Annotated in this window: 11 protein-coding genes; 2 read left to right on the forward strand and 9 right to left on the reverse strand. The window is 73.2% G+C overall.

Going from position 1 to position 19,920, the window contains the following annotated elements:
• The 9 genes from AOK03_RS17900 to AOK03_RS17940 form a co-directional block, all read right to left on the reverse strand.
• Nucleotides 1–810, reverse strand: an 810-nt coding sequence (locus AOK03_RS17900) for a class I SAM-dependent methyltransferase (RefSeq protein ID WP_055566288.1), incomplete at its 3' end; no start/stop codon positions are given.
• A gap of 13 nt (nucleotides 811–823) precedes the next feature.
• Nucleotides 824–2,581, reverse strand: a complete 1,758-nt coding sequence (locus tag AOK03_RS17905; RefSeq protein ID WP_055566289.1) for a hypothetical protein — start codon at nucleotides 2,579–2,581, stop codon at nucleotides 824–826.
• The gene (locus AOK03_RS17910) at nucleotides 2,578–4,821 is read right to left on the reverse strand and encodes a bifunctional glycosyltransferase/CDP-glycerol:glycerophosphate glycerophosphotransferase (RefSeq protein WP_055566290.1); all 2,244 of its coding nucleotides are present in this window, start codon (nucleotides 4,819–4,821) and stop codon (nucleotides 2,578–2,580) included. The genes AOK03_RS17905 and AOK03_RS17910 overlap by 4 nt, the downstream gene beginning before the upstream one ends.
• 98 nt (nucleotides 4,822–4,919) lie before the next feature.
• A complete protein-coding gene (locus tag AOK03_RS17915; RefSeq protein WP_055566291.1) occupies nucleotides 4,920–7,166 on the reverse strand; it encodes a bifunctional glycosyltransferase/CDP-glycerol:glycerophosphate glycerophosphotransferase in 2,247 nt (748 codons plus the stop codon).
• Between the two features lie 36 nt (nucleotides 7,167–7,202).
• Entirely contained in the window at nucleotides 7,203–9,461 is a 2,259-nt protein-coding gene (locus tag AOK03_RS17920) for a bifunctional glycosyltransferase/CDP-glycerol:glycerophosphate glycerophosphotransferase (protein ID WP_055566292.1), read from the reverse strand.
• 211 nt (nucleotides 9,462–9,672) lie between these two features.
• Entirely contained in the window at nucleotides 9,673–10,554 is an 882-nt protein-coding gene (locus AOK03_RS17925) for a carbohydrate ABC transporter permease (RefSeq protein WP_055566293.1), read from the reverse strand.
• Nucleotides 10,551–11,900, reverse strand: a complete 1,350-nt coding sequence (locus tag AOK03_RS17930; protein WP_055566294.1) for a carbohydrate ABC transporter permease — start codon at nucleotides 11,898–11,900, stop codon at nucleotides 10,551–10,553. The genes AOK03_RS17925 and AOK03_RS17930 overlap by 4 nt, the downstream gene beginning before the upstream one ends.
• Nucleotides 11,901–11,904: 4 nt before the next feature.
• Complete coding sequence (locus tag AOK03_RS17935) at nucleotides 11,905–13,299, reverse strand: ABC transporter substrate-binding protein (RefSeq protein WP_055566295.1); 1,395 nt, start codon at nucleotides 13,297–13,299, stop codon at nucleotides 11,905–11,907.
• A 182-nt stretch (nucleotides 13,300–13,481) separates the two neighbouring features.
• On the reverse strand, nucleotides 13,482–17,030 hold the full coding sequence (locus AOK03_RS17940) for an FHA domain-containing protein (RefSeq protein ID WP_055566296.1): 3,549 nt from the start codon (nucleotides 17,028–17,030) through the stop codon (nucleotides 13,482–13,484).
• Between the two features lie 437 nt (nucleotides 17,031–17,467).
• Between AOK03_RS17940 and AOK03_RS17945 the strand changes: the two genes are divergently transcribed.
• Both AOK03_RS17945 and AOK03_RS17950 read left to right on the forward strand, forming a co-directional pair.
• Entirely contained in the window at nucleotides 17,468–19,129 is a 1,662-nt protein-coding gene (locus AOK03_RS17945) for a protein kinase domain-containing protein (protein WP_055566297.1), read from the forward strand.
• A gap of 116 nt (nucleotides 19,130–19,245) precedes the next feature.
• Nucleotides 19,246–19,920, forward strand: a 675-nt coding sequence (locus tag AOK03_RS17950) for a serine/threonine-protein kinase (protein WP_157868988.1), incomplete at its 3' end; no start/stop codon positions are given.

The raw sequence follows: 19,920 nt of genomic DNA on the forward strand, positions 1-19,920 counted from the left end.
GGCCGGGCGCTTGGCGGGGCGCGGCTGGTGGCGGGAGGTCACCAGGTGCGGCGCGGGGATCTTCGCCCGCGAGGCGCGCAGCACGTCGAGCCCGTCGATGTGCTGGATCTCCGGTGCGCAGTTCGGCATCGCGTGCAGCTCCTCGAGGAGCGCCTCGCGCAGCGGCGCCGGGTCGCCCCACGTGCCGTACAGCTTGTTGGAGGAGAGCATGACGGGGCGCAGGCCGTGGCGGAACACGGCTTCCCAGGAGGCGGCGGCGACGCCCGGCGTGTGCTCGGTGCGGTAGTCGTCGAGGACCAGGACGCCGTCCTCGCGCAGCGCGTTCCGCGCCGTGAGGATGTCGTCGCGCACGTCGTCGTACATGTGCGAGGCGTCGATGTGGACGAACCGGCACGAGCCGTCGTCGATCAGCTCCGGCAGCATGTCGGTGCGGCCCTCGACGAGCTCGGGCAGCACGTCGTGGAAGGCCGTGTAGTTGGCCTCGAAGGCCTGCCGGGTCAGGGACTTCTGGTAGAAGGTCCTGGTGGCCTCCTTGGTGTAGCCGTCGTCGGCCCCGAAGAGGTCGCAGACGGTCATCTTCTCCTCGGGCCGCAGGAACTGGCCCATCACGACCGTGCTCTTGCCGAGGTAACAGCCCATCTCCAGGAGGTCGCCCGGCGGGGTGCCGGCGGCGCCTTCGCCGAGGAACCAGGCGAACAGGCGCTGGTCCAGGGGCCAGAACCAGCCCGGTACGTCCTCCAGGGTGGTCGGGCGGGGCAGGTCCTCCGCCGCGTCCGGGCCGGCGGTGGCTTCGCTGTTGCTCGTCGTCATGAGGGGGCCTCCATCAGGGGTGGTCGATCGGTCGGTCGATTGATTGGCCGGGCCGCAGTACGTCACCGCAGCGGTGACGTCCGCTCTCGTACGCCGCCGGGACGACGCGGTCGGCCCAGGCACGCAGGGGCCCGAGCCGCTCGGGACGGCGCACGGCGTCCGCCCGCACCCAGTCGCCTCCGCCGTCGGCCGTGCGGTACAGCGGCAGATAGCCCTCCGCCGTCAGCCGGGGTGCCTTCATGCCGGTCTTGTCCGCCCAGACGCCGACGGCGTGGACGAAGGTGGGGCGCAACTCCCGGAAGGCGTACGTCCGCAGGCCCTCGGCGTCGCCCGCGGCCAGCGCGTCCGCGATCCGCGGCTCGGTGAGGCCCGCGAGGTCGTACACCGTCAGGCCGCTGGTGAGCAGCGTGCCGCCGAGGCTGGGCAGGAGGACGGAGCCGTCCTCGATGCCGAGGCGGTCCGCGTACTCGTTGAAGACGACCCCGTCCCGGTTGACGACGAGACACATCGGCAGCGTGGGCTTCGCACGGAACGCGGCCGCCGCCTCGCGCTGAGCGGACCACGACAGGAGCAGCGTCGCGCTCAGCGCCACCGCGACGGCGGCCCGGGGGCGCGGCCCGCCGCGCTCGGCCAGGCCCACGGCGGCGAGGGTGAGGGCGAGTGCCCCCAGCGGCCACACCGGGGTCGCGAACCGGTGCATCCCCATCCAGTCCGGCTCCAGGACGCCGTACGCGCACAGCGTCAGGGCGAGCGGCAGGACGACGGCCGCGAGCGCCGTACGCGGCATGCCGCGCCGGGTGAGCGCGACGGCGACGAGCGCGGTGGCCACGAGCACCGCGGGCCAGCCCGCGAAGGTGAGGAGCTCGCCGGTGGTCCGGGTGAACAGCTCGGCGTCCGGCACCTCCTGCGCCTTGGCGACCGCGGTGTTGGGCACGAGGCGCCCGAAGACCGCGAGGCGCCAGCCGAGGAACAGCGCGTAGGGCACCGCGAAGGCGGCCGTGCCGAGCGCCGCGGCCCGCACCCGCGGCCCCACCGGCCCGCCCCGCGCCGTCAGCAGGAGCAGCAGCGGGTACACGCCCGCGAGCACCGCGCCGTCCGGCCTGGTCAGCGCGGCCACCAGGGCGAGCAGCCCGGAGGCCGCGGCGGGCCCGCCGCCGAGCAGGTTCCCCGCGGCGACCGCCCGGACGAGGACGGCCGCGAGGACCGTGGCGACACAGGCGTACAGCGGATTCTCCAGGCCCGAGAACGTCCAGGCCACGAAGGAGACGTTGGCGCCGAGCAGCACCCCGGCGGCGGCCGTGACCAGCCAGGAGCGGGCCACCAGGCGCCGGGCCGCGCAGGCGACGGCGACCAGGATCCCGAGGGCGCACAGCAGGCCGAGGGCCTTGGGGTAGAGGATCAGGTCCGGGACGCCGAACACGGCCCGGTGGTCGAAGAGGCCGAGCCGTCTCCCCACGACGAGGAGGGCGAGCCAGGCGGGGTTGGAGTAGCCCTCGACGGGTGCGGCGCCCGCCTGCTGGACCGGGCCGAGCCCTTCGTCGATGCTGCGTGCGTACGCGAAGGTGATGGCCGCGTCGTCGACCACCCACTGGCCCAGGCGCGACCCGTGCAGGGCGATGAGGGCGCCGCCCCCGACGACGGCCGCCGCGTCGGCCCACCAGGGGGAGGCGGACGGGCCTGCGCTCTTCGGGGCGTCGGTGCCGGTGCCCGTGCCGTCCGCGCGGGCCGACTGTCCCGGGATCTCCGGAACCGGAGTCGTCGTGCCGCTCATCGCGCGCTCTTCGTGAGGCCGGAGGGCGCGGCGTCCCGGAGGCGGCCGGGATCCTGCTGGGGGATGGGCGGCGGCGGATACTCCTGGCCGAGCATGACCAGGGACACCACGCGGGCGGCCGCGTTGCCGTCGTCGTACTCGCAGAACCGGGCGCGGAAGGCGGCGCGCAGGGCGGCCGAGCGTTCGTCGCGCCACGTCCCGGAGACGAGCAGGTCCGCCAGCTGCGCGGTGCTGGTGGTGACGTGGCCGGGGGGCGTCGCGAGCAGGTCGAAGTAGGTGCCGCGGGTGACCTGGAAGACCTCCCAGTCGTCGGCGTGGACGACGATCGGGCGGTCCAGGCAGGCGTAGTCGAACATCAGGGCCGAGTAGTCGGTGACCAGCGCGTCGGAGGCGAGCATCACGTCCTCGACGGACGGTTCGTCGGTGACGTCGACGAGGAGCCCGCGCCGCTCCAGGTCGCGCAGCTGGAGGCCGCGCACGGCGGCCCGCGCGTACTGCGGGTGCAGCCGCACCAGGAGGGTGACCCCCGGACCGGTCGCGCGGGTCAGCCGCTCGAAGTCCAGGCGCGGGTCGTACCACTTGCGGTGGTCGCGGGGCGTCGGCGCGTACAGGACCACGGTGCGGCCGTCGGGGATCCCGAGCCGTCGGCGCACCGCCACCCCCCGCAGCGGGTCGCCCGTGACGAGGACGTCGTTGCGCGGGGCGCCGGTCGGCAGCGAGGTGAAGTGGCAGGGGTAGGCGCTCTCCCAGGCGCGTTCCGCGTGGCGGCCCGACACCAGGCTGTAGTCCCAGCGGTCCGAACGCCACAGCTGGGCGCGGACGTTGAGGTGGTGCAGCGCGGCGGGGCGGCCGAGGAGGTCGAGGCCCATGTGCTTGAGCGGGGTGCCCCGGTGGGTCTGCACGTGGATCTGCCCCTCGCGCTTCACCAGGCCGGGCGCCCAGTTGACGTTGTTGAAGAAGTACGTCGCCCGGCTCATCACCCGGTGGTAGGCCGGGGTGTCGGGCAGGACGAAGTCGACGCCCTCCGGCATCCGGTCGGCGAAGCCGGGGTGCACCACCCACACCGGCCTGACGTGCGGGGCGACGACCCCCGCGGCCTGGTGGACGGCGGCCGGATCGCCGAGCGGGCCGCGGTGCGAGAAGGCCGAGTACACCGCGAGGTTCGGGTCCAGCGGCCGGGTGCGCTGGACCCGCGTGAAGGTCCGCTTCGCCTTCCTGGCGACCGTCTTGCGCAGCCGCTGCTTCTTCCGCAGCGCGGCCGTGCCCACCGACTGAAGCGCCGAGACGGCCCGGAACACGGCGTACGGACTGCTCGCCGTGAGCCGCCACTGGAGGCGGTAGCGGTCGTACGGCGGGGTGAACCCGGCCGGTTTGTAGCGCCGGTGGAACTCCACGACGGTGCGGTAGAAGTCGCCGCGGTCCTCGGCGGGGACGCGCTCGGTGTTCGGCAGCGTCGTCAGGAAGTGGTTGATCATCCGCTCGAAGAGCAGCGGCCGGGCGGCGTCCAGCTCCGGATGCTCGTCGAGGAACGCGAAGATCCCCGCGTACTGCGGGAAGATGTCGAAGTGCTTGCGCCCCGGGGTGCGGGTGATGGCGCCCTGCCTGCGCTGGCGGTACTCCACGCACACCCGGTCCAGACAGCCGATGCGGCGCGCGGAGACCAGGGCCTGATAGGTGACGGGGGCGTCCTCGTACAACCCCTTGCGGTACGTGAATCCGTGGCCGGTGAAGAAGTCGCGCCGGTAGGCCTTGTTCCAGGCGACCAGGAACAGGTGCAGGTACTGCGGGCTGCCCAGGACGTCGAACGTGTCCGTGCCCGCCGAGGCCAGCAGGTCCGCCGTCATGCTCCGGCCGCCGGAGCCCCACCAGTGCGTGCGGACGTGGTCGAAGACCAGCACGTCCGGGTCCGAGGTGAGGCGGAGCCGCTCGTCGATCGCGGCGAGCGCGCCCGGTGTGTAGCTGTCGTCGCTGTCCAGGAACAGGAGGTAGTCGCCGGTGGCGTGGGTGACACCGGCGTTGCGCGCCCCGCCGAGTCCGGCGTTCTCGGGCAGATGGACCGCGTGGACCCGGGGGTCGGCCGCGGCGTACTCGTCGATGATCGCGCCGCAGTGGTCGGGCGAGCAGTCGTCGACCGCGATGACCTCGACGTCGGTGAACGACTGCGTCAGGACCGAGTCGAGGCACTCGCGCAGGAAGCCCCGCACCTTGAAGACGGGGACGATGATGCTGAAACGAGGCATGGGATCTTCCTCGGGACGGAGGGGCGGAGGGACGCGGGGACGCGGGTACGGGAAGGCACGGAGGCGCAGAGACGGGCCGGTGCCGGTTCAGTGCCGGGTCAGTGCTGGGGGACGCGGGGCGCGGCGGGTGCCGGCACGCGCTCGCACAGCGGTACGACCGGGGGCAGCTCCGCCACGGACTCGCCGAGCAGCACCCGTCGCACCACCCGCTCCGCGGCCAGCCCGTCGTCGAGGTCGCAGAACCGCTCGCGGAACGCCGCCCGCAGCGCTCTCGCCCGCCCGCCGTCCCACGCGCCGGACCGGAACGCCGCCGTCAGCTCGTCGGGGGTGCGGGCCACCACGCCCGGCGGCTCGGCGAGGAGGTCGAAGTAGACGCCACGCGTCTCGCGGTAGACGTCCCAGTCGTCGGCGTACACGACGATCGGCCGGTCGAGGTTGGCGTAGTCGAACATGATCGACGAGTAGTCCGTGACCAGGGCGTCCGCGGCCAGGCACACCTCCTCGGGGGAGCGGTGCTCCGTCACGTCGATCAACTTGCCGGAGCGCACCACCTCTTCGAGCCCCGCCGAGCCCTCGTAGAAGTGGTGGGCGCGCATCAGCACCACGAACCGCTCGCCGAGCGCGTCGCAGAACGCGGGCAGGTCGAGCTGGACGGCGAAGTCCGTGCGGTAGTCGCGGTGGGTCGGCGCGTACAGCACGGCGATCCTGCCCTCGGGGACACCGAGCCGCGCGCGGATCGCGGTCACGTCGTCGGCCGACGCGCGGTAGAAGGCGTCGTTGCGCGGATAGCCGACGTCGAGGCTCTCGTACGCGCCGGGATACGCCCGCTCCCACACCTCCGTCGAGTGCCGGTTGGAGGACACGTTGAAGTCCCAGCGGTCCACGCGCTGCAGGAGCTTGCCCAAGGGCCCCGCGGCAGCGGCGGCGGCCGGGTGGTCCACCTGGTCCACGCCCATCCGCTTGAGCGGGGTGCCGTGCTGGGTCTGCACGTGGACGGTGCCGGGGCGCTTCTTCACGGCCATCTCGAAGTTGACGTTGTTGAAGGTGTACTTGGCCGTGGCCATGACCTCCCAGTAGCGGCGGCTGCCGATCTCGACGCCCTCGACGCCCTCCGGGAGACCGGCGCGCGCCGCCGCGTCGGAGACCAGGAACACCGTCTTGATGTGCGGGGCCAGCTCCCGCGCCTTGGCGTGGATCGCGGCCGGGTTGCAGGAGTAGCCGCGCCCCCAGTACGACGAGAACACGGCGAGGTCCTCGTCGACGGGCCGCTTCAGGAAGGCGGCGTACGCATTGCGTCCGGGCAGCCGCCGCTCCGCCTTCGCCCACACCTCCCGCAGCAGCGAGAGCGCCCCGGCCACCCGTGACTTGATGCCGCGCAGCGCGCAGAAGGCGCCGTACGCCCCCGCCCCGAGCAGCCGGTGCTGCATCCCGAGGCTCCCCGGCGGCGGCCGGAACCCGGCCGGCCTGTGCAGCCGGTACAGCCGCGTGGCCTGCCGGAAGAAGCGCCGCCGCAGCCGCGCCGAGGGCAGCCGCGAGGGCGTCGACGCCGTCTTGAGCACCTCGTGCGTGAACCTGCGGAAGACCCGCGCGAGGACGGGCGCGGGCACGTCGAGCGCGACGGCACCGGCCATCGCGCGCTCGAACTGGGCGAGCAGGTCCATGTGGTGGTCACCGGGGGCGCGGTGCCGCGCCCCCCTGCGGCGCAGCAGATGACGTACGCACACGCGGTCGAGCACGGCGATCCGCTCGGCCCGCAGCACGGTCTGCAGGCCCCACACCGCGTCCGTGAACATGCCGGGCGCGAAGACGAGGCCGTGCTCGGCCACGAAGGCGCGCCGGTGGGCGGCGGCGAAGGCCGGGACCAGCGGGTCGGGCAGCGCCGGATGGTCGGCCACGGTGAAGGTGCCCGCGGGAGCGTCCGCCCACAGCCGTTCGAGGGCCGGGCCCTGGCTGCCCTCGAACCAGTGCACGCGCTCGTGGTCGAAGAGCAGCAGGTCGGGGTCGTCGCACTCGGTGAGCCTGGCGTCGAGCGCCGCGAGGGTGCCGGGCGTGAGGGTGTCGTCGCCGTCGAGGAACAGCAGGTAGTCGCCGGTCGCCGTGCCCGCCCCCGCGTTCCGCGCCCCCGGCAGGCCCGCGTCGGGCGGGGACTGCGTGCGGCGCACCCGTGGATCGCGCGCGGCGTGCTCGGCCGCGATCGCCGGACTAGGGCCCGCCGCCGCGTCGAGGGAGTCGACGACCGCGATCACCTCGAAGTCGGCGAAGGACTGGCCGAGGACCGAGGCGAGGCAGTCGGCGAGCCGCCCCGGTACGTCATGGGTGGGGACGATGATGCTGAAGCGCGACAAGACGGCCTCTCTCGATGGTGGTTCACACGACGCGGATCACGGCTGCGGGGAGCGCTGGAGGCCCGAGAACGGCACCCGGTCCGGCCGTGGAGCACCCCCCGGCACCGGGCGTCGCTCCGCCAGGGGCACCACGGACGGCAGCCCGCCCCGCTCGCCGAGCACGACGTGGCGCACCACGCGCTCCGCGGCGCGCCCGTCGTCGTATCCGCAGAACCGCTCGCGGAACGCCCGCCGCAGCTGCGCCGAGCGCGAGCCCGCCCAGTGGCCGGTGGCGAAGATGTCGGTGAGCTCGTCCTCGCTGCGCGCGACCGCGCCCGGCGGGAACGCCCGCACGTCGAAGTAGGTGCCGCGGGCCGCCTCGTAGGCCTCCCAGTCGTCGGCGTGCAGCACGATGGGCCGGTCGAGGTTGGCGTAGTCGAACATCAGGGACGAGTAGTCGGTGACCAGCGCGTCGGAGGCGAGGCAGAGCGACTCGACGCTCGGATGGTCCGACACGTCGATGAGCCGCCCGGACGGCTGCTCGCCGCCGCAGGCCAGCGGCGCCCCGTAGAAGTGGTGCGCGCGGGTCAGGATCACGAACCGCGGGCCCAGCGCGTGCAGCATCCGCTCCAGGTCGAGGGCGCGGAGCTGGCTGCGGCGGTAGTCGCGGTGGGTCGGGGCGTACAGGACGGCGACCGCGCCGTGCGGGATGCCCAGGCACTCCCGCAGCCGGGCGACCTCGGCGGAAGTCGCCCGCTGGAAGCGGTCGTTGCGCGGATAGCCGTATTCGAGCGTCGTGTACCCGGCGGGGAACACCCGCTCCCACACGAGCGTCGAGTGCCGGTTCGACGAAAGGACGTAGTCCCACTTGTCGACGTTCCGCAGGAGGGCGGCGAAGTCCGTGGAGCGCGCGGCCGCCGGGCGCTCCTGGAGGTCGAGGCCCATGTGCTTGAGGGGCGTGCCGTGCTGGGTCTGGACGAGGACCTGCTGGGGGCGCTTGACCAGTCTTCGGTCGAAGTTGACGTTGTTCACGAGGTACTTGGAGCGGGCGAGCGCCGTCCAGTACGCGGCCGTGCCGGGCCGCAGCCTGCGCGTCCCCGAGGGGATCGTGTGGTGGTGCCGCGGATGGGCGATCCACGCCGTGCTGACCCCGGGCACGAGCTCGCGCATCGCGGCCTCCAGCGCGCCGGGGTTGCAGCCGTAGCCCCGCCCCCAGTACGAGGAGAAGACGGCGCAGTGGTCGCGCACGGGCAGCCACAGCTGGACGCGGTAGTGCAGCTGGAGCAGGGCGCCCTTCGCGCGACGGGCCGTGTGGGTCGCGTACCGCTCGGCGCGCGAGCGCAGCCGCAGCGCCGCCCACAGGCCGCGGTACGTGCGGTGCGAACCGAGCCGCACCAGGCCGTGCCGCAGCCGGGTGCGGGCGGGCACGCGGACGCCCGGCGCGCGGTGACGGCGGTAGTGGGAGCGGGCCTTGCGCAGGAACTCGGCCCGGGAGCCGCGCGGCAGCCTGCCCCGCTTGGTGAAGATCGTCGAGAGGTGGTCGACCATGCGCCGGAACAGCACGGGCCGCCACGCCGCGGAGAGTTCCGGGTGCTCGTCGAGGAACGTGAAGACCCGGTCGTACTGGTCGAAGATGTCGAAGTGCTTGCGGCTCGTGGTGCCCAGGATGTTGCCCTGGCGGCGCTGGCGGTAGTGCACGCAGACCCGGTCGAGACAGGCGAGGGTGTCCGCCGTCATCAGGATCGGGTACGTCCAGGGGGTGTCCTCGTAGTACCCGGGCGGGAAGGTGAAGCCCTCGCGCTCGATGAAGTCGCGGCGGTGCGCCTTGTTCCAGGCGACCATGAGGACCTTCAGGAGGCCGGGCCGGTCGGCGAGCCGGAAGGGGGCGTCGCCCTCCTCGGTGAGGTGGGCCGCGAACTGGTTGCGGACGGCCTCGCCGGACCAGAAGGTGCGCGCGTAGTCGTAGATCAGGACGTCCGGCTCGGAGGTCTCCTTGATGCGGTCGGAGATCGCGTGCAGCGAGCCGGGGGTGAGGGTGTCGTCGCTGTCCAGGAAGATCAGATAGTCGCCGGTGGCGCGCTCCATGCCGGCGTTGCGGGCCCTGCCGAGACCGACGTTCTCCTTGAGGTGGACGGCTCGTACCCGCGCGTCCAGGGCGGCGAACTCGTCGATGATCGCGCCGCTCGCGTCCGGTGAGCAGTCGTCGACCGCGATCAGCTCCAGGTCGGTGAAGGACTGCTCCAGCACGGACTCCAGGCACTCGTGGAGATATGCCTGCACCTTGTACGCGGGGACGATGACACTGAACCGGGGCAAGGCACATCCATGGGTCGGCGCGGGCATACTGCCCGAAAACGCCTGAAGAGTGAGCGAGTTACGCCGGATGTGGCATCCGGGGGATGGACGCGAGGAGACGCCCCGGTTAAGCGGCGGGAGGCGGCCCGGTCGAGCCGACCGGGACCGCCTCCCTCTTGATCGCGCCTGTCGCTTGATCGCGCCTGCCGCGCTGATCGCGCGTGGCGTGCCGCTACTTCACCGCGCCCGCCATCACGCCGGACACGAACTGCCGCTGGAACGCGAAGAAGACGGCCAGCGGAATCACCATCGAGATGAACGCGCCGGGCGCCAGGATCTGCACGTTGTCGCCGAAGAACCGCACCTGCTGCTGGAGCGCGACGGTGATCGGCGGGTTCTTCGAGTCGGCGAAGATCAGCGCGATCAGCATGTCGTTCCAGACCCACAGGAACTGGAAGATGCCGAGCGAGGCGATCGCGGGCGCCCCGAGCGGCATCACGACGCGCAGGAAGAGACGCAGCTCGCCCGCGCCGTCGAGCCGCGCCGCCTCCAGGAGTTCACGGGGGATCTCCGCGAAGAAGTTCCGCAGCAGGAAGATCGCGAACGGCAGGCCGAAGGCCACATGGAAGATGATCACGCCGATCGTGGTCTCGAAGATGCCGATCTTGCCGAAGAGATCGGCGATCGGCACGAGTGCCACCTGCACCGGGACGACGAGCAGCGCGACCACACCGATGAACCACCAGTCGCGGCCCGGGAAGTCCATCCACGCGAACGCGTATCCGGCGAGCGAACCGATGACCACGACGAGCAGCGTCGCCGGGACGGTGATCATGACGCTCGACAGGATCGAGTCGGTGATCGTCTCGTCCTTGAGGAGCGTGGAGTAGTTGTCGAAGGTCAACTGCGAAGGCGCGCTGAACGCCTTCCACCAGCCGCTCTCGCTCATGTCCTCCGGCGTGCGGAACGAGCCGATGAGCAGGCCGATCGTCGGCACCAGCCAGAACAGGCCCACCAGCACCAGGAACACGCGCAGCGCGGTGCTGCCGAGCAGGGACGCGATGCGCCCCCCGAGCGACTGCTTCGCCTTCACGATCTCGGTCTGAGCGGTCACCGTCGCGCCTCCCGCCTCATCCGCCGAATGTTGAACAGCATCACGGGGATCACGAGCAGGAAGAGCAGCATCGCGATGGCGCTGGCCACTCCCGAGTCCTTGTCGAGGAACGCCGAGTTGTACAGCTGGACCGCGAGCACGTTCGCCTCGTCCTTCGAGGACCCCGGCGGGATCACGAAGACCAGGTCGAAGATCTTCAGTACGTTGATCATGAGCGTGACCAGGACCACCGCCAGGACCGGGGCGAGCAGCGGCACTGTCACCCGACGGAACACCTGCCACTCGTTGGCGCCGTCCACCCGCGCCGCCTCCAGCAGCTCACGCGGCACGCTCGCGAGGCCCGCCGCGATCAGGACCATCGCGAAGCCCGCCCACATCCACAGGTACGAACCGATGATCGAGGGCGTGATCAGGGTGGGGCCGAGCCAGTCGATGCCGTTGTACGCCTCCCGGAAGTTCGATGCGGGATAGCGGAGTTGGGCGCCGTCGGCCTCCTTCGGCAGCGCGAAGGTGCCGTCGGCCGCCGCCTCGGTGGACGCCACCACCTTGCCGCCCTTGACCGCCTCGATCTTGATGCCGGGATAGCCGAACTCCGCGCTGTCGGGGGCGTTCGCCCTGCCCCGCCCCTTGCCGCGCGTGAAGTCCTGCCAGGCGGTGCCGGTGACCTGCCCCGGGTCGGCCTGCGCGGGCCGCGCCGCCTTCGCGCCGTCCGGCATGTTCTCCGGCGGCACGCCCGTCAGCGGGAGCACCACGGGCGTGCCCGCCCGCACCGGCTCCTTGGTGATGAAGGCGCCGCCGCCCGCGTTCTTCAGCGGCGACGCGGTGCTCGGATGCGCCTGCGGGAACGCCGACGACTCGGAGAACGTGTCGTGCACGCTCACCATGACGGCATTGGCGACACCGCGGTCGGGGTCGGACTCGTACACGAGCCGGAAGATGATGCCCGCGGCCAGCATCGAGATCGCCATCGGCATGAAGATGACGAGCTTGAACGCCGTCCCCCAGCGCACCCGTTCGGTGAGGACGGCGAAGATCAGGCCGAGGATCGTGGCGACCGTGGGCGCGACGACCACCCAGATCGCGTTGTTCTTGATGGCGGTCCGGATGCTGTCGTCCGTGAAGAGCGTCTCGTAGTTGCCGAACGCGGTGAAGTCGCCCGAGTCGTCGAAGAAGCTGCGGAAGAACGAGTACCCGATGGGGTACAGGACGAGCGCGCCGAGCAGCACCAGGGCGGGCAGCAGGAAGAGCGCCGCCATGGTCTTGCGGGTGCCGGTCACGCTCTTGCGCGGGGTCGGGGCCGGGGGCGGCGCCACCTCTGGCGCACCCCCGGCGTTCGCGGACGCCACCGCGTCAGTCCTTGTACGCCTTGGCCGCGGCGGTCTCCAGCGCCTTCTGCGTGCCCGCGACGTCCTTGGGGTTCGCCAGGAAGTCCTGCAGCGCCTTCCACTCGCCCTTGCCCGGCGTGCCGCCGAAGGACTGCGGGGCCTGGTCGGACATGTCGAAGCGGATGTCGTCACCGGCCGCGATCATGGCCTTGGCGATGTTCCGCTGCACGTCGTTCGGGTACGCGGACATGGGCAGGTTCTTGTTCGGCGAGATGAAGCCGCCCGCCTCCGCCCAGATCTTCGCCGAGTCCGGCGAGCCGAGGAACGTCAGCAGCGCCTGCGCGCCCTTGGTGTTCTTCAGCGCGACGGCCGCGTCACCGCCGACCACGGCGGGGGAGGACTGGCCGACCACGGGGAAGGGGAACACCTTGGCGTCCGTCCCCACCTCGGCCTTGGTCTCCGAGATGGCCAGCGAGACCATGTCGCCCTCGAAGACCATGCCCGCCTTGGGCTGGTCGCCGCCGGTGAAGGTCTGCTTCACGGAGGCGGGGAACTCGGTCTGCAGCGCGCCCTTCGAGCCGCCCGCCACGAAGCCCTTCGTGCCGAAGACCTCGCCGAGCGTCGTCAGCGCCTTCTCGACGGACGGATCCGTCCACTTGATCTTGTGCTGGGCGAGCTGGTCGTACTTCTCCGGGCCCGCCTGCGAGAGGTAGATGTTCTCGAACCAGTCGGTGAGGGTCCACGCGTCGGCGCCCGCCACGGACATCGGCGGCACGCCGGAGTCGTAGACGGTCTGCATGGTCTTCTTGAACTCGGCCCAGCTCTTGGGTGCCTTGACGCCCGCGTTCTCGAAGACCTTGGTGTTGTACCAGACCAGCGACTTGTTGGCGGCCTTGAAGTACACGCCGTACTGCTTGCCGTCGACGACCCCGAGCCGCTTCCAGCCCGTGGCGTAGTTCTTGTCGAGCTGCTTCTGCGCCTCGGCCCCGACCGGCTTGGCCCACTTGTTCGCCACGGCCTGCTCGATCGCACCGACCTGCGGCAGCATCGCCACGTCCGGCGGCTGGCCGCCCGCCACCTTCGACTCCAGGAAGCTGATGATGGGGTCCTGGGCGGGTACGAAGGAGACCTGGGCGCCGGTCCTCTTCTCGAACTCGTCCAGAACCTTCAGGAACACCTTGCGCTCCGCGCCGCCCCAGACGGCGGCCACGGACACGTTCTCCCCGTCCAGCTGCGGCAGTTGGAGCGCGGATCCGGTGTCGTTGTCCGAGCCATTGTTCCCCTTGTCCCCGTCGTCGTTGTCGTCGCCGCCGCACGCGGTGACGGTGAACGCGAGCGCGCTCGCGACGACGGCTGAGGCGATCTTGGCTGTGGTACGCCGATGTAGCGGTGCCCTGCGTGTACGAAGAGTGCTGCGCATCACTGCCCCGTTCTCTTCCCTGGCGAGTCCCGTGCGGTCTGGTCTACGCCCGCGCGGGGAGCGGCGGCAAGATGGCCTGCGCTGTCAACTCGCTGATCGTGATGGCGTTGTGACGTGGCGTCATGGGGTTTGGGGTGAGCTGCACGGACTGTGCGCAAGTGGGCTGTCAGAGGGGCGCACGGTCACAGCAAGGACGGCACCTGGTCCGCGGAGACGGAGCGGGCCGCCCGCTCCAGCGCGCTGGCGAGCAGGGCCAGGTCGGTCGGTCCGTTGCCGAGCTCGCGCACCGGCCGACGGGCCGGCGGATCGCCCATCCGCTCCCACTCCAGGGGGACCACCGTGGGCCGCAGCGTCGCCGTACGCGGAATGCGTCCCGTGACCCGGCCCGCCTGGAAGGCGGTGGCCCGCCCGTCGGGGGAGCGGAGCTCGCCCCGGCCGGGCGCGGGCTCCTCCGGCCCGGAGGCCACCGCATCCAGCACCACGCGGAGCGACGCCCGCTGGCCCAGCTCGGTCTCCAGGACCCGCTCGCTGCGCCCCGTGGCCGCCACGAGGTGCACCCCGAGCCGCTCCCCGTCCCGCGCGACCGCCTCCAGCGCGCGGACGACCGAACCGGCCGCGGGCCGCCCGGGGGACCCGAGCGCGGGCGACAGCAGTGCGTCGAAGTCGTCGACGAGGACGACGAGGCGGGGCAGCGGCGGGCCCGGCTCCACCCGCTGCCGCGCCGCGGCGGGCCGCAGCCGCATCGTGGCGCTGGGCGGCGGATCGAGGTCCCCGTCGAGCCCCTGTGCGGTCACGGGCGATGAGGGCGATGAGGGCGAGGAGAGGGGTGCGTCGGAGAGTGCCGAGGTCGCGGAGGTCGTGGAGGGCGCGGATGTTCCCGAGGCTGCGGACGTCGTCGAGGCCGTGGACGGTGCGGACGACTGCGAACGCTGCGTCACCATCCGCCCCGACACCGCACGCTGCGTGTGCCACTCGGCGAACCCGAGCCTGCCGAGCAGCTCGGCCCGCCGCTTCAGCTCCGCGGCCAGGGACTGCGCGAACTCCCGCATCCGCACCGGGTCGTTGGCCACGAGGTGGGTGGTGACGTGCGGCAGGTCCGTACAGACACCGAGACCCGCCCCCTGCCGTCCGGCGGCGCCGCCCGCGCCGACACCGTCCCGCCCGTCGACGAGCACGATGCCGAGCCGGTCGGGGCGCTCGGCGGCGGCGAGGGAGGCGGCGACGGAACGCAGCAGTTCCGTACGCCCGCTGCCCGCGGGGCCTTCGGCGAGCAGATGCGGTCCGTCGGCGCCGAGGTCGGCGACGACCGGCCCGCGCGGTCCCGCGCCGAGCACCGCCGCGGCGCGCCCGCCGAGGGCCTCGGGGTCGTCGGCGGCCGCCGCCCACCGCGCCATCAGCGAGGCGGGCGTGGCCCTGGCGAGCCCCAGCTCGTCGAGCAGCCGGGCCGACTGGGGCAGTGGCGCGGAGACGCGGGTGTGCCCCTCGCCTGCCGTGCCGTCCGTCCGCAGCGGCGCGAGCGCCCGCGCGAACCGCTCGGCCCAGGCCGCCGACACGGCGTCCACGGCGGCGACGGTGCCGTGGCCCGCGGGCCGCCCGCCCGCCGTCCGCATCAGCCGCAGCGCGGTCGCCACATCGCCGCTGAGCAGCGCGGCCGCACCGCACGCGCGGAAGGCCGGTGACACCGAACAAGCCGCCTCGTACGTGTCGAGGACCGGGGAGGCGGGCGAGGCGGCGGCGGTCTCGGCCAGGCACACGACGTGGATCCCGGCCCGCGCGCCCTCGCCCGCGAGCCGGACGGCGGACTCGCGCAGCCCGGCGGACCCGGGGTCGCCGTCCACGACGACGACCGTGCGGGCGCCGGTCACGGCGGTGCCCGTGCCGTGCGCGCCGCCGTCGGCGATGTGGTCGTCGAGGCGCCGGATCAGCTCGTCCGTGCGCGCCGCCGCCTGGTCGCGGTCGTAGGCGAGGAGGAGGCGGCAGTCCTGGCCGTGGGTGGGCCGCAGATGGGGGAGCCAGCCGAGCCAGGCCCACTCGGCGGTGCGCTCGGCCACCGGGCGCGCGCGGTCCGTGCTGATCAGCACGATCTCCAGGGCGTCGGGGGAGTGCAGCGCGGCGAGCTGGGCGACGACGGCCCTGGCCAGGCCGGTGAGCCGGTCCCGGGGCCCGGCGAGGCCCAGCGAACCGGCCTCGCGCAGCCCGACCGTGACGGGGACGGCGGGCAGCAGCCCCTCCCGCCCGTCGGCGGCGGGCAGGGCGCGGTCGACCGTGCCGAGCCGCACCGCGAGTGCCTCGGGGTGGCCGGGCCCGCGCTCCCAGAGGCGGGGGCCCGGGCCGAGCGCGGTGAGCAGCAGGGCGGCGGGATCCGGCCACGCCTCGGGCGTGCGGGACGCGGCGGTTATGGCGAGGTCCTCCGGGGAGGGCGCCGCCGGTCCGCGCCCGCGGTCGCCCGCGGGGCCGCCGTCCGGGTGTCCCGGGTGTCCCGCGAATGCCTCGTGCTGCCCTTCGTGTTCTCCGTACCCGCCCTGTCCTTCGTGGCCCTCATAGCCGCCGTACTCCTCGAAGGCGTCCGGGCCGTCCGGGCCGTCGTACGGATCGTGGGCCTGGGCGCCGTCCCGGCCGCCGGTCAGCCGCCGGGCCCAGGCCGAGAGCCCGCCGCGCTTGCGCAGGCCACGGGGCACGGTGGTGCCGCGCGCGGGCGTCCCGGTGCGGGTCCGCTCGGCGTCGGGGGCGCTGCCCTGGTGCGGCACCACGGGGGTCTCGGCGCCGGTGGGGCCGCCGTGCGTGCCGTGCGGGGGATACGCCCCGTGCGCGTCGTGTCCGACCGGCGCGGGGCCGCTCCCGGGCGCCCCCTGCGAGCCGTGTGCATCCTTCGGGCCGGACGCGCCCTGCCCGCCGTGCGCGTGTGGGGCGGACGTGGTCTGCGGCGGGATGTCGTACGTCCCCCCTCCGCCGGTGCCGCCCGCGGCGCCCCAGCCGCCCGAGCCGTACGCATGGTGGGCCGCGGGGCCTGCCGGGGCCGCCTCCATGAGGGTGGGCGGCGCCGATCCGGCGGTCCGCACGCGCACGTGGCCCTCGCCGTCCGGCGCCGTCGCGAGCGCCGTGCCCGGGCCGGACACGGGGCCGCCCCCGCCGTCCGTCAGACGGAGCGCGGACTCGCCGATGCGCAGCAGGGAACCGGGGGAGAGCCGCACCGGGCGGTCGGTGATCTCCCTGCCGTCCACCGCCGTGCCGTTCGTCGACCCCAGGTCCGTGACCGTGACGCGGCCGTCCGCGGTGAGCGTGACCGAGCAGTGCATGCGGGAGACGTCCGGGTCGTCCAGCGGGACGTCCGCGTCGGCGGAGCGGCCGACCTGGATCCGGCCGCCGTGCAGCAGATGGACACCGCCCGCGTCCGGGCCCGCCACCACGTGCAACTGGGCGGCCGCCCCGGCCAGTTCGGGACCGGGCTCGGCGGGGGTGCCCAGCGAGAGCACCGCTCCGTCGATCAAGGGGGGTTCGCCGAGGGTGCAGCGCTGGGCGTCGAGGCGCTCCGGGCCCGCGTACAGCACGAGGGGGGCCTCGCTGCCCGCCACGGTCGTGGCGAGGCCGGACGCCACCGCGGCGAGCGCGGTCCCGGCGGGGGCGGTCACCAGGACGTCACAGACGCCGTGGGCCCCGGTCGCCGCCGTGGGGCGGTCTTGCTGCTCGGTCTGGCCGCTGCGCGGCCCGAGGACGGTCAGCCGGATCTGCATCGCCGTCAGCGGTCCCTTCTGCGCTGGGCGCCCGGCACGGGGGCACGCGCTGTGATTCCCCCCACCGCACACGGGCACGTCGGCCAGTACTGGAGGCATCCTCGCACCTGCCACTGACAACACGCCCGGCGGCCACCTGTAAGTGATCTTGATTGGTCGGCTCTGCTCGGAAAAGTGCCTGCTTGGACCGTTGCGGATATCTCCGGGCGTTCTCGAGCAAAGGTCAATTCGGGACCACTCGGCAACCAATGGCCACGGGCGAGCGTCTTTCCACCGAACAACGATCCGGAACGCGCCGGAAAGAAATGGCCGGGCGGAATCCGACCGGCCGGTGCCATGTTCGACGGCACTACAGTAGGTCGGAACACCTTCGGACAGACCCCCGGACAGGACCAGCGTCCGGATGGGACCAGCCAGACCAGCAGGGAGCGCATGACGTGCGGCCGGTAGGCAGCAAGTACCTGCTCGAGGAGCCGCTCGGGCGCGGCGCCACGGGCACCGTCTGGCGAGCCCGCCAGCGGGAGACCGCGGGTGCCGAGGCGGCCGTCCCCGGCCAGCCCGGCGAGACCGTCGCGATCAAGGTCCTCAAGGAAGAGCTCGCCAACGACGCGGACGTCGTGATGCGCTTCCTCAGAGAGCGGTCCGTCCTGCTCAGGCTCACGCACGAGAACATCGTCCGCACGCGCGACCTGGTCGTCGAGGGCGATCTCCTCGCTCTGGTCATGGACCTCGTCGAGGGCCCCGACCTGCACCGCTACCTGCGCGAGAACGGCCCGTTCACGCCGGTCGCGGCGGCCCTGCTGACCGCCCAGATCGCCGACGCGCTCGCCGCCAGCCACGCCGACGGCGTCGTGCACCGCGACCTGAAGCCCGCGAACGTCCTCCTCAAGCAGGACGCCCAGGGCATGCACCCGATGCTCACCGACTTCGGCATCGCGCAGCTCACGGGCGCGACGACGCTCACGGAGGTCGGGTCGTTCGTGGGCTCGCCCGAGTACACCGCGCCGGAGCGGATGGCGGGGGAGCGGACGGGGCCCGAGTCCGATCTGTGGTCGCTGGGCGCGTTGCTGGCCACCGCGCTGGCCGGCGAGTCGCCGTTCCGCCGGGACTCCATCGGCGGCGTCCTGCACGCGGTCGTCTTCGACGAGATCCGGCCACCCCCGGCCGTCGCCCCGCTGCTGCCCGTGGTGCTCGGCCTCCTCGACCGCGATCCGGCGCGGCGGCTCGGCGCGGCGGAGGCGGAGGGGCTGCTGCGGGTGTATGTCGAGACGGGGCGGATGCCCGCGGTGGTGCGGGAGAGACCGGGGCCCGGGTCGCCGGGGCGTGGGCTGCCGGGCCTTCCGGGGCGTGGGCTGCCCGGACTTCCGGGGTTTCCGGGGCGGCCGGGCCGGGGCGGCCCCACGCCGGCCGAGCGGGAACTCCTCGCCGCCCAGGCCGCCGCGGGGCTCGTGCAGCCCGAGAAGCACGGCCGGACCTTCATGATCGCGGCGGCTCTGGTGGCCGCCCTGGCGGGCGCGGGGGTCTCCGCCGCGCTCCTGTTGAGCAGGGGCGGCGACGGCGGCGGCACGCCCGCACCGTCCTCCGCCACGTCGTCGCACGGCTCACCGACGCCGACGGTCACCGTGACGAGCCGCACGCCGACGCCGTCGTCACCCGAAGCGCCCCAGGGCTACCGCATCGCGAAGGACCCCAAGGGCTTCGCGCTCGCCGTCCCCGAAGGGTTCCGGCGCCAGGCGGAGGGGCCCCGCGTCTCCTACGCCTCGCCCGATGGCACGTACCGCATCGGCATCGAGGAGACGGCGGCCGAACCGGGCGGCCCGCTCGCCGCGCAGCGCCGCGCCGACGCGAAGGGCCCGCAGGGCCAACCCGGTTACCGCGACAGCAGGGTCACCGAGACCACGCGCAACGGCAGACCGGCCGCCCTGCGGGAGTTCTCCCGGGACGGTCTCGGCCAGGAACGCGGCGCCCGACGCACGTTCGACCTGTGCTGGGAGGAGAGCGGCCGGATGCTTGAGGTGTGGGTCTCGGGGCCGGTCGGGGAGGCGTCGCAGGCGCGGCGGTACTTCGACGCGGCGGTCGACACGTTCGTACGTCGATGACGCGTGGCCGTGCGCATCGCCCCGGCCGTGCGCATCGCCCCGGCCACGTGCATCACCCCGGTCACAATGAAGGACCTGGCTGGAATCCGAGGTGCCCGGCAAGGTAGTCATGTGGCATGAGTAATGACGGGGGAGCCTCCTACGGGCCGTACGAACCCACCAGTTTCGGCCTCCAGCCACCACAACAGCCGGGCGTACCGGGACAGTCCGGCCCGAGTGCTGCGGCCCACCCCGACAACCCCTACGCGCAGCCGCAGCCGCAGCCGCAGCCTCAGTCCCAGCCCCAGCCGACCCAGGTCGTGCCGAACCAGTCGCCCGAGCCCGAGCCCGGCGCGGGCCGCCTGGTCGCGAACCGCTACCGGCTGCTCGCCAAGCTCGGCCACGGCGGCATGGGCACCGTGTGGCGCGCCAAGGACGAGACGGTGGACCGCGAGGTCGCCGTGAAGGAGCCACGCGTCCCCGACCACCTGCCGGAGCGCGAGCGGGCCAACGCCTTCGAGCGGATGCGCCGCGAGGCGCGCGCCGCCGCCCGTCTCGACCACCCGGCCGTGGTCAACGTCCATGACGTGGCGGTCGAGGACGGCCAGCCGTGGATCGTGATGGAGCTCGTCCAGGGACGTTCCCTCGGCGCCGCGCTCCAGGAGGGCACGCTCGGCGCCCGCGAGGCCGCGCGGATCGGCCTCGACGTCCTGAACGCCCTCGACGCCGCACACCAGGCGGGCATCCTGCACCGCGACGTGAAGCCGGACAACGTGATGCTCGGCCGGCACGACCGCGTCGTCCTCACCGAC

Source organism: Streptomyces atriruber, from assembly GCF_001418325.1.
Lineage (GTDB): Bacteria > Actinomycetota > Actinomycetes > Streptomycetales > Streptomycetaceae > Streptomyces > Streptomyces atriruber.

Excerpts from the sequence above, each read along its gene's own strand:
- AOK03_RS17940 (WP_055566296.1), bottom strand. The coding sequence starts at position 17,030 with ATGCAGATCCGGCTGACCGTCCTCGGGCCGCGCAGCGGCCAGACCGAG.
- AOK03_RS17935 (WP_055566295.1), bottom strand. The coding sequence starts at position 13,299 with ATGCGCAGCACTCTTCGTACACGCAGGGCACCGCTACATCGGCGTACC.
- AOK03_RS17905 (WP_055566289.1), bottom strand. The coding sequence starts at position 2,581 with ATGAGCGGCACGACGACTCCGGTTCCGGAGATCCCGGGACAGTCGGCC.
- AOK03_RS17910 (WP_055566290.1), bottom strand. The coding sequence starts at position 4,821 with ATGCCTCGTTTCAGCATCATCGTCCCCGTCTTCAAGGTGCGGGGCTTC.